11 protein-coding genes are annotated in these 13679 nt (G+C 62.5%); 10 read left to right on the top strand and 1 reads right to left on the bottom strand.

Features of this window, described 5'->3' with window-relative positions; all coding sequences use genetic code 11:
- Positions 1 to 5 precede the first annotated feature (5 nt).
- The 8 genes from ACSQ89_RS38375 (at position 6) to ACSQ89_RS38340 (ending at position 8648) form a co-directional block, all read left to right on the top strand.
- Positions 6 to 1364, top strand: a complete 1359-nt coding sequence (locus ACSQ89_RS38375) for a cytosine deaminase (protein WP_436297386.1) — start codon at positions 6 to 8, stop codon at positions 1362 to 1364.
- A 24-nt stretch (positions 1365 to 1388) separates the two neighbouring features.
- Positions 1389 to 2375: a 2,5-dihydroxypyridine 5,6-dioxygenase gene (locus tag ACSQ89_RS38370; protein ID WP_436297385.1), complete on the top strand. Its 987-nt coding sequence runs from the start codon at positions 1389 to 1391 to the stop codon at positions 2373 to 2375.
- Positions 2376 to 2387: 12 nt separating this feature from the next.
- The gene (locus ACSQ89_RS38365) at positions 2388 to 3002 is read left to right on the top strand and encodes an SRPBCC family protein (RefSeq protein WP_436297384.1); all 615 of its coding nucleotides are present in this window, start codon (positions 2388 to 2390) and stop codon (positions 3000 to 3002) included.
- Positions 2999 to 3958, top strand: coding sequence for an alpha/beta hydrolase (locus tag ACSQ89_RS38360; protein WP_436297383.1), 960 nt, complete (start codon positions 2999 to 3001; stop codon positions 3956 to 3958). Before ACSQ89_RS38365 ends, ACSQ89_RS38360 begins: the two co-directional genes overlap by 4 nt.
- Before the next feature lie 102 nt (positions 3959 to 4060).
- Entirely contained in the window at positions 4061 to 5053 is a 993-nt protein-coding gene (locus ACSQ89_RS38355; protein WP_436297382.1) for a ketopantoate reductase family protein, read from the top strand.
- 11 nt (positions 5054 to 5064) lie between these two features.
- Positions 5065 to 6060 carry a tripartite tricarboxylate transporter substrate-binding protein gene (locus ACSQ89_RS38350; protein WP_436297381.1) on the top strand — a complete coding sequence of 332 codons (996 nt, stop codon included), beginning with the start codon at positions 5065 to 5067 and terminating at the stop codon, positions 6058 to 6060.
- 197 nt (positions 6061 to 6257) lie between these two features.
- Entirely contained in the window at positions 6258 to 7007 is a 750-nt protein-coding gene (gene cnbZ / locus ACSQ89_RS38345) for a 2-amino-5-chloromuconate deaminase CnbZ (protein ID WP_436297380.1), read from the top strand.
- Between the two features lie 84 nt (positions 7008 to 7091).
- Positions 7092 to 8648: a gamma-glutamyltransferase family protein gene (locus tag ACSQ89_RS38340; RefSeq protein WP_436297844.1), complete on the top strand. Its 1557-nt coding sequence runs from the start codon at positions 7092 to 7094 to the stop codon at positions 8646 to 8648.
- 120 nt (positions 8649 to 8768) lie between these two features.
- On the opposite strand, the gene ACSQ89_RS38335 is transcribed toward ACSQ89_RS38340, so the two are convergent.
- Positions 8769 to 9215, bottom strand: a complete 447-nt coding sequence (locus tag ACSQ89_RS38335) for an SET domain-containing protein (RefSeq protein WP_436297843.1) — start codon at positions 9213 to 9215, stop codon at positions 8769 to 8771.
- Between the two features lie 1070 nt (positions 9216 to 10285).
- On the opposite strand from ACSQ89_RS38335, the gene ACSQ89_RS38330 reads away from it, so the two are divergent.
- The gene (locus tag ACSQ89_RS38330; protein ID WP_436297379.1) at positions 10286 to 12232 is read left to right on the top strand and encodes an alpha amylase C-terminal domain-containing protein; all 1947 of its coding nucleotides are present in this window, start codon (positions 10286 to 10288) and stop codon (positions 12230 to 12232) included.
- Between the two features lie 481 nt (positions 12233 to 12713).
- Entirely contained in the window at positions 12714 to 13307 is a 594-nt protein-coding gene (locus tag ACSQ89_RS38325; RefSeq protein WP_436297378.1) for a VOC family protein, read from the top strand.
- Positions 13308 to 13679 lie beyond the last annotated feature (372 nt).

Here is a 13679-nt window from a genome sequence, read left to right as displayed (position 1 = left end):
CTTCAATGAACAACACCTTGAACAATCTGCAATGGCCAGACGCCGGGCGCGTCCACCTGGCGAATGTGAATGTGCCGCGAGGCCTTCTCGATCCTTCAATTGAGCCGGCTGGCTGCAGCGGCCTGACGCGGGTCGATCTGGTCTTGGACCAAGGAACGATTGCCCAAATTCTGCCGGCCGGATCTCCGACCGACGGCGCCCTGGTCGATGCCGATGGCGGCCAATGTTGGCCCACCTTCGCTGACTTGCATACCCACTTGGACAAGGGCCACATCTGGCCGCGTGCACACAACCCGGACGGCACCATCGACAGCGCACGCACCCACGTGCGTGCCGACACGACCCATTACTGGCGCACCGAGGACGTCGAAGCGCGGTTCGAATTCGCGCTCATGTCGGCCTACGCGCACGGCACATCGGCGATACGCACGCACCTCGACTGCTACGTGCCGAGCCAGGAACGCATCAGCTTCGACGTCTTCCGGCGTCTGCGTGATCGCTGGGCGGGCCGGGTGGAATTGCAGGCCGTCGCCCTCGTCAGCACCGACCTCTACGACGACGGGCGCAACGCCGCACTCGTCGGCCTGGTTCAAGAGTCGGGCGGCCTCCTCGGCGGCGTCACGTTTCGCCTGAGTGACGGGGACGACACCCAGCCGCTCGACGGTCGGCTGGACCGGCTGTTCGGCCTGGCCCGGGCGCGGCGCATGAACGTCGATCTGCACGTTGACGAGAACGGTGCGGCAGCTTCGACGACGCTGGCGCAAATCGCACAGGCGGTGATGCGCGCCGATTTCCAGGGCCGAGTGGTGTGCGGTCATTGCTGCAGTCTTTCGGTGCAGGAAGACGCCGTGGCGGCGCGCACCATAGGGCTCGTCAAGGACGCCGGCATCACGCTCGTCAGCCTGCCCCTGGTGAACCAGTATCTGCAAGGCCGCCGGCCCGGGGCGACACCGCGCTGGCGCGGCATTCCGCTTCTGCGCGAGCTGCAGGCCGCCGGCGTGCCGGTGGTATTGGCCAGCGACAACTGCCGCGATCCTTATCACGCATTCGGGGACCTCGATTTGCTGGAGGTTCTGGGCGGTGGCATTCGGCTTGGGCATCTCGACACCGATCTCGCTGGGTGGCCCGGCGCGATCACTCGCCGGCCCTTCGAGGCGATGGGTGTTCAAGGTGGCGTTCTGCGCGTCGGGTCGCCTGCCGATCTGGTGCTGTTCCGCGAGCGCAGCCACAGCGAGCTGTTTGCACGGCGCGGCGCAGGCCGCGTCGTGATCCGCCACGGCAAGCGTATCGATGCGGCACCGCCCGACTACAGAACGCTGGACCACTTGTTCCGGGCGGATATCGAGAAACGTACGGCGCCCTGAAATCCCTATTGAGGAGCAATCAAAATGTCCAGTCAGAGTCTTCAGTCGGCATGGCATCACCTGATGTCGCTGAGCAAGGTCAGTCCCGAAGAGAAAGTGGTGGTCCTGGGCTCGCTCAGTGGCCGCAATCGCTACAAGGATGTAGCGCTGCGGGTGCTCGATGACATGGGTGCTGCGGTCAGCTATGTCGAAGTCGGCAATCCGCACCGTGTCTCGGCATCGGCGCTGCCGGCGCTGCGCGCCGCCGGGCTCATTGTTGACCTGACGCACAGCCACGATCCAGTGTTTCGCCAACTCGGGCGAGACGGCGTGCGCACTTTGACGGCTGTCGAGCCGCCTGAAATTCTGTTGCGCATGTTGCCCCAAGCGTCTGACAAGACGCGCGTCCAGCATGCGCAAAGTTGCATACGCGCGGCGAAAACGATGCGCGTAACCTCGCCCGCGGGTACCGACTTTGAAGTCGCTTTAGGCGAACTCAATGGCAATTGCCAATACGGCTTTGCCGACGACCCCGGTCATTGGGATCAATGCCCAGGCGCCTTTGTCGTCACTTACAGCAACGACGGCTCGGCGCAGGGCACGGTCGTGATTGACGCCGGCGACATGATCTTCCCGCAGAAGGAGTACGTGCATGCACCCATCACGCTGCACCTGGAGAACGGCTACATCACCGCCATCGAAGGCGGCATGGATGCGAAGTTGCTGAAGGCCACGCTGGATGCCTATCGCAATCCCGAGGTGTTCGCCGTGTCGCATCTCGGCTGGGGGCTCAGCCGCAATTCGCGCTGGGACGCTTTGAAATACTTTGACAAGGCAGAGATCGAGGGTCAGGACGGCCGTGGTCATCTTGGCAACTTCCTGTTTTCGACCGGTCCCAATCTCTCTGGCGGCGGTACCCGGCGCGCGCCCATGCATCTGGACATTCCTCTTGCGGGCTGTTCGGTCTATCTGGACGGCAAACCGATGGTGCTCGATGGTGACGTGGTCTCGCCTGAACAGCGCCCGAGTTGAAGTGACGACGCGATGGAACTCACCGGACAACAACTCATACCCGCTACGCTACAACGCACCTGGCAGGCGCTGAACGATCCGCACACGCTCAAGGCCTGCATCAACGGCTGCGAGGCCATCGAGGAAACAGCGCCCAATGAATATGCCGTGACGATGACGGTGAAGGTGGGCCCTGTAAGCGCCCGCTTCAAAGGCCGCCTGCGTCTGTCAGACCTGAAGCCGCCGACCTCATACACGATATTTTTTGAAGGTCAGGGCGGTGTCGCAGGGTTCGCCAAGGGGACTGCCAGCGTCGAGCTCACGCCCGAAGGCGCGGCGACGCGCCTTGCGTATCGCGCCAACGCACAGGTCGGCGGAAAGCTCGCGCAGATTGGTTCCCGATTGATTGATGCGTCAGCACGCAAGATCGCAGACGAGTTTTTCGTGGCCTTCAATACGCGGCTTGGTGGCGAGCAAGCTGCGCTGGCCGGCGTGCTGGACGCAAAGCCAGACGCCGCGTCGCATCCGAACGAGACCGAGGCTGTCCAGCGGGGATGGTTCCCATCGCTGCTGGCTTTTTGCAGCCGCGTGTGGTCCCGGGTGTGGCAAGGCCGGTCACATCGCGAACCGCACCAGGAGAGCAAATGAAGGTGAACGTGAATCAACCTGCAAGCACGCAATCTGCTGGCGACGCATTTGTCGCAAAGTGCCATGAGGTTCGCGTCATCGAAGACCTGACATACGCCATGGCGGGTATTCAATACACGGCTGAAGGCGGGGCCGCGAGCTACCGGGCACTGCAACTCGACGTTTACGAACCGGTGGACGATGGCCGCGCTCTGCGCCCAGCGCTGGTGATGGCGTGCGGCGGGGCCTTTACGCGCGGCGACCGCAAGAGCGATGTGGTGCCCACGGGCGAGGTGCGAAATACGTCGGCTTCTGAATATTGCCGCGAATTTGCGCGGCGCGGCTATGTCTGCTTCGCTATCGACTATCGGTTGATGCAGGAAGCGCCAGACCCGGGCTGGACGCCGACATTGCCGCCGGGCACGCTGATCAACAGCGACCGCGTGAACTTCGTGCGCGCGCAGGAAGGCTTGATGCCCTGCACGCCGCAAATGATGAACAATACCTACGAAGCAGCGGCCGACGACATCAGCCAAGCGGTTGCGTTCGTGCGAGCCAGCGCGCTTCGTTTTCGCATCGACGCGAGCCGCATTGCATTGGCCGGATTTTCAGCCGGCGCAACCGCCGCGATGAATGCTGCCTATGCCCAAGGCGCTGGCGTCGCGGCCGTCGTCGCGCTGTCTGGCCGCATCATGCTGAGCATGGCCGAGTCGTGCATCCTCGGTGCACCGGGCGAGCCACCGCTCTTGCTCTTCGTCGGCGAGAACGATCTGCCTTCCCAACTGCAGAGCATGGTGGCCCCGGTTGAGCACATCCAGCGGGTCGGGCTTGTTCATCAACTGGTGCGTATCCCGGGAGCTAACCATTTCTATCCGCGCACAGTGGATGTCCATGCCGAAAGCGATGAGCGAACGACGCTCGAATCTTTGATGGCACTCTTTCTTCATCAACATCTGCGACTGAGTGCGATGCGCTGAAGGCTGCCGATGACGCCAGCAGGACAACAGACGAGTAGCAGCCGCACCGGCTGGCAAAGCTGGTAACCCAACTCAATAAAATTCAAGAGAATCGAGGCAGAAATGCGCATTGCAGTGATGGGAGCCGGGGCGGTAGGGCTGCTTTACGGTGGTTGGCTTCAGATGGCTGGCGCTGAGGTCACATTCATTGCCCGCGGCAGCAGGCTGCTTGCACTCAGGAATCAGCCGCTGACGGCTGTGGGTCGCGTTCCGTTTCGATTGGACAGTGTCGACGTTGTCGAAAGCGTCGCCAAACTGGCGCCAGTCGATGTCTTGCTACTGGCCACCAAACTCTACGATCTCCAGGCTGCGGCCGTCTCGGCACTGCCTGCTCTTTCCCGAACAGGTGTCGTCGTTGCAGTTCAAAACGGCATCAGTGCATACCGAGTGCTCAGTGCCTTGGTGCCTTCGACGCAGATCGCTGTCGGCCCCGTCTACGCCCTGACAAAAATGACTGGCCCGGCGTCAGTAGCGTATGGCGGCATTGAGCGTGCCATTCTCGGAAATCCAGATCACGAGGTCAAAGCGCCTGTTGCTGAGCTGGTACGGCTGTGGCGCGACGTTGGCATTGATGCCAGCTTGGCTGACGACATCAACAATGTCTTGTGGACAAAGTTCATTGGTTTAGCGACCAGCGCCGCCCTGAACTGCATCTCAAAGCTACCCGCCGGCATTGTTTATCACGAGGCCAGGCTGGTGGAGCTTGTCAAGCAGTCAATACATGAAGTGATAGCAGTAGGCACTGCGGAAGGCGTCAAATTTGCGCCTTCCGTGGCCCATGACGTTCTTGGCTATCTTCAATCCCTGCCGCCAGAGACCGTCGCATCGATGCGAAGAGACCTGGACGCTGGCCATCGGCTTGAGCTGGAGGGACTGAGCGGAGAGGTGATGCGACTCGGTCAGATGCATGGCATCGCGACGCCACTGCACACAACAACCTACGCCTTGCTGAAGCCGTTCTGTGATGGTCCGCCAGCTGCCCAAAAAGTCGATGGTCGGCCTAAGCCAGAAAGTTCAGGGCAAGACTTTTTTCCCCCCATCGTCTCAACCCTCTGAAGGAATCTACCATGAGCACCCGCAGGCAGGCCCTGAAGTCATTTGGCGCCACCGGTATCGCAGCCGGCCTGGGCTTCCCCCTGGCCGCCCATGCTCAGGCCCCGGCCGTGGAGACATTGCGCATCGTCGTGGGCTTTCCGCCCGGAGGCACCACGGACGCGTTTGCGCGGCGCCTGGCCGAAAAACTGCGCGGCAGCTACGCCGCCAACGTGCAGGTGGACAACAGGTCTGGTGCGGGCGGACAAATCGCTGTCACGACACTGCGAGACAGCGTCGCAGACGGCTCGGTCATGCTGCTCACGCCAGCGGGGATGCTGATCATCTACCCGCACACTTACCCTCGGCTGCCCTACAAGATAGACGATGTCACACCCATCAGCGCCGTGCTGTACAACTCGCATGGCTTCGGTGTCGGCCCGCAGGTGCCCACTTCGGTCAAGACGCTGCGCGAATTCCTGGACTGGGCCAAGGCCAACCCAAACCTGGCCAACTATGGCTCGCCGGGCGCCGGGTCCATGCCCCACTTGGTTGCCGCCCTGCTAGAAAAGGCTTCCGGCGTCCCTATGAGGCAAATTCCCTACCGCGGCTCCGGGCCTGGCATTCTGGAACTGCTAAGCGGTCAGATCGCTTCTTTCTCGTCCCCGCTGGGTGACTACTTGCCCTACCTCGCTAGCGGCCGGTTGCGTCTGCTCGCCCTCACCGGCTCAACACGCTCGCGCTTCGCACCAGACGTGCCAACCTATGCCGAACAGGGTTTCCCAGAGCTCAACATGCGCGAGTGGAGTGGGGTGTTCATGCCGCCTCATACGCCTCCGACCGTGGTAAATCGTGCTCATGCTGCCGTGCGCGCCGCACTGGCACAGAAGGACATGATCGACTCTGGCATACCGCTTGGTATGGACGTCATCGGCTCGCCCAGTCCAGAGGACTTCGGCCGTACCCTCAAGGCAGACGCCGACCTGTGGGGCCCGTTTGTGCGCCGCGTCGGCTTCACGGCCGAATCCTGACTGGAGCGGCGACTTCATGAGCGAAAGAGCCTATCGAATCGAAGCTATCGCGGATGACGGCTCGGGTGCTGCAATACCGAGACGAAATCACCTACCTGCTGAAGGGCAGTGAGTAGTCCGTGTCAAATAAGCCCTTGTGCTGCCATTGCCGTATTGGTCTCTACACAGCAAGACTAATTTTTTTGGGAGTGTTTCCAATGTCAAACGTCACCATTCATGAAGCTGGTAGCTTCCAATTCATCCCTGGTGGCTTGTTCTCTCTGGGTGTGGCTGCACTCCCAGGATATGAACTGCACCGCGTACGATTTCGGCAACCGCAAGCTCTGGGCGCTGGCTTTCGCGTCATCGCAGACTACCTGCAGAAGCAGGGTCGACCGTTAACTGCGCTGGCGGCCTGCGAATTGCGCTCACCTGCCGCTTTGACGCGCGCAGATTTCAATAAATTTAACAATTACTATGTAGATCTTCTAACCTCACTCGGTTTTTCTGGTCAGATCCCATACCCAATTGGGCGCAGCAATCTTGCCCCGCTTTTTAATCCCCCAACGGAGTGTGCGCTGTTTGCTTTCTCGTTCACGACACCAATCCAACAAGAAAGTATTGCAAAGCCCGTTGATTTCGTCATTTCTGGCAAACCGGAAATTATTGAAGAACCGCCAGGTGGTGTCTTTGGTGGCACCGATGTTTCTGCCGAAGGCCTTATAGGAAAGGCCGCTTTCATCATGCAGGCACTGCGCCAGCGGGTTACTAGTCTGGGCGCGGAGTGGTCATCTGTGAACGGTGCGCAAATCTATACCGTGCATCCGCTTGAAGCTGTGATTTCATCCGTGTTTGCAGGCAGCGGACTAACAAATGTAGGCCTCACGCTGTTTCCGAGCTATCCACCCGTCTTGGGTATGGAGTTCGAAGTGGATGTACGCGCTGTTAGCCGAGAACTCGTTCTCTAACGGCACTCCGTGTTGATTGATCTTTCCAAAAGTAGCGACGCGGCAATCAGGTCAGAAAATGTCCTCGCGCGATCAATGCGCGGCATGGTCACCAGCCCGCATGAACTGGCCACGCAAGCCGGCCTTGATGTCTTGAAGTCCGGCGGCAACGCGGTCGAAGCCGCCATTGCCATCGGCGCCAGTATCAATGTGACCTACCCGCATTTCTCCGGCTTTGGCGGCGATGCATTCATGATCATCCGTGACCGCAACGGCAAGGTGCGAACCTTGTCCGGCATCGGCCAGGCGCCGATGGAACTGCCGCAGTACGTCGGCGCGATCCCGGTGCGCGGTGCGCCCTCGATGCTCACCAGTGCCGGCAACGTCGATACGCTGGGCAAGGCGTTTGAAATCAGCCGCAGCGAATTGGGCGGCAAGAAGAGCTGGTCCGAGCTCTTGACGCCCGCCATCACATTGGCCCGCGAGGGCTTTCCGGTGACGCCGTCGGAACGCTTCTGGATGGATTTTCGCCAACAGGAGTTGGCGAGTCTGCCTGCCATTGCGGGCCATTTCATGGTGGCGGGGAAAGCGCCGGAAGTGGGGCAGTCGTTCCGGCAGCTGCAACTGGCCGACACGATGGAGACGTTGGCGGTGAAGGGCCATCGCGACTTCTATGAAGGGGGCCTGGCGGCTCGCATCGCAAAAGGCCTGAAAGACGCCGGCTCGCCGCTGACCGCGGCCGACCTTGCGAAGACCCACGCGCGCGAGGAGGCGCCGCTGCGTGTCGCCTATCGCGACGGCGTCTTGCTCTCGCACCAGCCGCCGACGCAGGGCATCACCACGCTGCAAATCATGGGCGTGCTGGACCGCTTCGACCTCAGCAAGATCGCCGAGGGCAGTGCCGACCATTACCATTTGCTGGCGGAAGCCGTGAAGCAAGCGTTCATCGACCGCAACCGCTACGTCGCCGATCCGGAATTCGCTGACGTGCCGACTGTGAGGCTGCTGTCAAAGGCCAACCTCGACATGCTCGCCGGGCGGATCCAGATGCAAAAGGCCTTGGCCTGGCCGGACACCTTCAAGACCGGGGACACGGTCTTCATTGCCGCCACGGATGCCGAACGCAATTCGGTGGCCATGCTGCAAACGTTGTACTTCGACTGGGGCAGCGGCGTGATCGTCGGGGATACCGGCATCCTGTGGCACAACCGCGGCGCGGCGTTCACCCTGCAGGCGGGGCATCCGAACCGGCTGCAGCCCGGCAAGCGGCCGTTCCATACGCTCAACCCTGGCATGTACCTGAGGAACGGCGACCAGCCGCACATCCTCTACGGCACGCAGGGTGCCGACGGCCAGCCGCAAACGCTGGCCACGATCCTGACGCGGCTGATCGACTACCGCATGGATCCGCTGACCGCGCTGTCGCGACCACGCTTCCTGCTCGGCAAGACCTTCTCCGACAGCCGCGATTCGCTGAAGCTGGAGAGTGATGCTGGCGAGCCGGTATTCCAGGAACTGGCACGACGCGGGCACGAAGTGAGCCCGCTTCCTGCGCAAAGCCCTCTCGCTGGCCACTCCGGCGCGATCGTGATCGATCCGGTCACCGGTGCCTTCTCGGGCGCGCACGATCCGCGCAGCGACGGCAAGGCCCTGGGCGTCTGACAGCGCAGAGGCGAGCACTCTGCGTCGCAGCACCATCGTCAGCTCACCGCGCCGCAGAGCCCGGCATGAACTTTCCCGCACCCGAACAGGGTTTCCTTCCGCACGGAACGGCGACACCAGTCAGGCCGATGCCGCCATCGTTCCCCGGCATTCGACAGATGAGCAGGCGCACGGATAGGCCTCCGGTGCATGGGTCGTGTCGATGGCCAAAGCGTAGTCGATGCACAGTTCTTCGCCGGCGAGAACGTCGCACAAGGTGACGATGTCCAAGCGCAGCGTGCCGTCGGGCGCCCATGTCTCCACTGCTTCGCAGTTCGGGCTGCAGCTATGGTTGAGGTGACGCAATTCATTGCCGCCCTGGGCACCATCGATGACGGTGCCATCGGACAGCCCGAACAGGTACGTGAGATGGCTTTCCCAGTCCGTCGCCTCCACTTCGGCCGGTGACATGCGCCGCCCCTCATACGTGCCCAGCCTGGTGTTCGCCGGCAGCGGCAGCATTGCAAAGAGCCCCACGCCATGGATATCGCTGGTTCGAACGTGGAAGAGGGGAGTAGGGCACGGCATCGGGGTTGGAGGTGGAAGTGGCAGTAACGCCGTCCGATTATCAAGCGATCGGGAAGGAGCGTTGGCGGCAATGACGAGCCTGACGAAGGGCAATCCCCTGGCCTTGGCGTCCGGCAGCAGAGCAAACCCACGGCAGCGCCAAAGTAGCGCAACCTGCCTCGGCTTCGGCTTGTAGCGTCCCTTGTCGTGCACATCCCATCAATGGGCTTAAGGAGGTGCGCGTAGCTCCCGGCGTCAAACAGGCGCACCGGCCGGTCAGCGCTCTCGGTCAGCGTCTCTCGTGCGACCAATTTGAACTCGGGCGCGCTTTGCATCTCGCAGGCGGCGAACGCATTGAAGGAAGCTGCGGCCCCACGGCGCGGCCGCCCTTCCAGGGCCAACGACCCGGTCATCCATCCCGACTTCCAGCGCCCGGGTGAAGAGCGCGTGCTGGAAGTCCACTACCGACGTCGCGCACGCTCGGAGTGATTCGGCTTCCACACCGAATGCCAATGCCCCAGACGAGCTCGTGGGGGCTTGGCCATCTCCTCGGCCTCCAATGCTTGATGGCAAAGAGGTCGTCGTAGGGCGCTATGGTCTTGCGGCGGGCTTCTCGCTGGCAGCCCAGGCTGTCCACAGGTCATCGCTGGCCGCCTTGTTGTCGCATCGATGCTTCCACGCGGCCATTCGGTAGCAGGCCAACTGCGAGAGTTTGCCGGCCGGATACCTCGTCTTGCTGTCCGCAGCGCCATGCTGCTCGACGGACTCGTCTGCGTGGTCGGAGTGGTGCTTTTCGCCGTCCTGACCCTCGTCCTCTGACCCCCGCGAAGCAAGTAGTCGTGCGTCCTTGAGGTCCCATTGCTAGCTCTGCCACACGCCGGCCGAACGTCGCCACTGGTTTCTCCGATGATGCTCCAGAGGGAGGTTGACACGCCCACCGGCGTTCCGCAGTATGGGCCGTTTCCGTGTGGTTCGACGGACGTCCGCGTACAGATAAACGTAAGGAGGTGCCATGGGAGCCACCGTCGTGCAGAAGGACGGCCTGATCAACAGCCGGGTGCGGCTATTTGTGTTCGGCGGCCACGACTGACATGGGCACCGTCACGCAGGAACACCTCGGGCCGGACACGCCCATGGGCGCCACCCTGGTGGCGGAGGGGGCAACATTCCGCGTATGGGCGCCGAACGCACACGAAGTGCACGTGCTGAGCGACTTCACAGGGTGGAACCCCGCGCCCGGTACTCGCCTGCAGCACACCGGCGGCTATTGGTGGGGCTTCGTACGGGGCGCGCGCGATCGCCAGGCTTACAAGTTCTGGGTGGTCGGTGACGCCGGCGGCGGCTGGAAGCGCGACCCCTATGCGCGCGAGCTCGAATGGGGCTCCGGCGAATGCATTCTGCGGCGGCCGGATTTCTCCTGGCACGACACTGGCTTCGTCACGCCCCATTTCGAGAACTTCGTCATCTACCAGGTGCACGTCGGCGCGTACTCGACGCCGCGCTGGCCGCATGGGGTCGGCACCTTTCTCGACGTCGCGGCTCGGCTACCGTATCTTGCCGACCTCGGCGTCACCGCCCTGCAGCTCCTGCCGATCCAGGAGTTCCCCTCCACCTTCAGCCTCGGCTACAACGGGTTGGACTACTTCTCGCCGGAATCGAACTTTGCGGTGCCGGACGCCGAACTGCCTGCCTATGTCGCATCGATCGATGCAATGCTCGCGTCGAAGGGCTTGTCGCCGTATGCAGAAGCGGACCTGAAGGGCGAGATGAACCAGCTGAAGGCGCTGGTGGATCTGGCGCACGTGCAAGGGATCGCAGTGATCTTCGACGTGGTCTACAACCATGCCGGCGGCGACTTCGGCGATCAGAGCTTGTACTTCTTCGACCGGCAGCACGGGCAGCTACTACCCGTGCGGTTCGAGAATTCCCTCTACTTCGGGCTGCGCGAGCACGCCGGCGGGCGCGTGTTCGATTTCGCAAAGCCCGAAGTGCGCGATTTCCTGATCCGCAATGCCTGCTTCCTGATGCAGGAGTACCGCATCGATGGCCTGCGCTACGACCAGGTCAGCGTGATCGACCGCGACGGCCAGCCGCACGGCTGGCGCTTCTGCCAGGACCTGACCTCGACCGTGCGCTACTTTCGTGCCGGCGCGCTGCAGCTTGCCGAATACTGGGACCTGAACCCCTGGGTCGTCCGTCCCGTCAGCGACGGCGGGGCAGGCTTCGACACGACGCTGAGCAACACGCTGCGCATCGCCGTGCGCGATGTGTTGCGGGCGGCAAGCTCCCCCGGCACCGACCCGCTGCCGATGCAGCGGCTCGCCGACAGCCTCTGGCCCGCAGGGTTCGACGAGGCTTGGCGCTTTGTCCAGGGTCCCGAGAACCACGACGTGGTGCTGCGCGATCCGGATGCGTCCAAAGGGCGTGAGCCGCGCATCCCGAGGCTGGCGGATCCGTCCAATCCCCGCTCGTGGTTTGCGCGCTCGCGCAGCCGCGTCGCGATGGGGCTGACGCTGACCTCACCCGGCATCCCGATGATGTTCATGGGCCAGGAATTCCTCGAGGACAAGCAGTGGTCCGATGATCTGGAGAACCGCCCCGAGCTGCGCCTGTTCTGGCCCGGGCTCGAGGCGCCAGACCCGGCGATGCGGGACTTTCTGCGCTGCACCCGCGAGCTGATCCGGCTACGCTGGCGCCTGCCGGCGCTGCGCGCCAACGGCTTTCGCGTGATTGATGCCCACGACGGCAACCGTTTCCTTGCCTTTCACCGTTGGGTACCTGGGGTGGGAGAGGATGTCGTCGTGGTCGTCAGCCTGGCCGACCAGCCCCGGTATAACTACCGCGTGGGCTTCCCGTCCGGTGGGCGCTGGCTGGAAGCCTTCAACAGCGACGCCTACGATAACTGGGTCAATCCACAGGTTGTCGGGAATGCCGGAGCCGTCGAGGCGAGCCCGGTACCGATGCACGAATTCGACCACTCGGCTGAGCTCACGCTGCCGCCCAACTCCATCCTGGTCTTTTGTCGGACCTTCGCGTGAGAAGCCACTGCTGCGGAGGCTCGGAATGGCCAACCTTGTACACCGCGGCAAGTTCTGGCGGACCGCCGATGTCGGCCGGACTTGAGCGGCGGCTTCGGCCCTTCATCCTCCAGGTCTGATGCAATGCGGTCTTGCCTCCGTGCTCAATCGAGGTTCTGCAACCGGTCTAGTCACCGGGCGACTCAACGCACCCTCTTTGATCCGTTGTGAGCGTCGCAAGCGGCCGCGTCGCCGGGCAGGTGTCGGACAACCCTTCTAAACCGCAGCCCATGGCCCGCGACCGGCTACAGTCGGCCAAGACCGGACTTTGGACGTCGCCGTTCAATTTGCTGGTAGGTGAACTGGACCGAATTCGCGTCGCGCGCATGCGCGCAGGCCGTGGGGCACCCCTGAATCGGTCGGCCGCCAACGGGACTAACATCGATGCGTCCGGATGTCCTTGCGGCAGGCTCCGGGGCTGTTGCCGCCACCGGAGATCAAAATGGACCCAGCACCGCGGATGGCTTTCTCGCACATGGGCCTCTATGTCTCAGACATGGCTGCGATGGTCGAGTTCTACGAGGACGTCCTTGGCTTCTCGGTGACTGACCGCGCCAACATCCGAGGCGCCGATGTTGTCTTCCTCTCGCGTAATCCTGACGAGCATCATCAGATCGTCCTCGTTCCAGGTCGTATGCCGGACAGGCCTTCCACGGTCAATCAGATTTCCTTCCGCGTCATCTCGATCGCGGAACTTCGCCGTCTTCATTCGGAAGTCGAGGCGCTGGGTGTCGCCGGCCTCAATCCGACCAACCATGGCGGCTCCTGGTCGATCTATTTCCTTGACCCCGAAGGCAATCGAATCGAACTGTTTGCACCCACTCCCTGGTATGTACCGCCAATCTCCGTTCCGCTCGACATGGCACTGTCCGACGACGAAATCTACAAGCTGACCGAGGACACGGTGAATGCGACGCCAGGGCACATGAGGCGAACGGAGTGGCGCGAACAATTGCGGAACCGACTTGTCGAAGCAGGGACCCTAGAACAGCATGCTTCGACGGTCCTAAAAAAGCATCTCGACCTTGATAGCTAGGGCCGCAGCGGACCGTCCACCACCTACCACGCGGCTCTTGTTAAGCTGCGCGTGTCTCTCTGGCCGTAGACACCATCGTTAGGTAACCCAGTTCCACCGATGTGATGGAGGGCATCCGGGGCAACGTCGACGTCCGCTTTGGAAAAGAGCGAAGGACTCCTTTGGGCCCAGAGCCGACTCACAGCGGACGTCACCATCGGCGGGAAGCAGCCATTGGGAGACCGGCCCCGCCATCGCCCGTGTACCGTTGAACGAGTCGCTCAAGCTGTCGTCGGCTCAGGCCCAGCCGCTGCCCGGCTTGACCGACGCGTACCATGCGATCCATCACGGCCTGGACCCGTCTTGAGTCGATCGGTATCGCGCATGGTCATC

The organism is Variovorax sp. LjRoot175, from assembly GCF_964253805.1.
Lineage (GTDB): Bacteria > Pseudomonadota > Gammaproteobacteria > Burkholderiales > Burkholderiaceae_C > Variovorax.
This window is presented reverse-complemented; position numbering and strand designations above follow the sequence as displayed.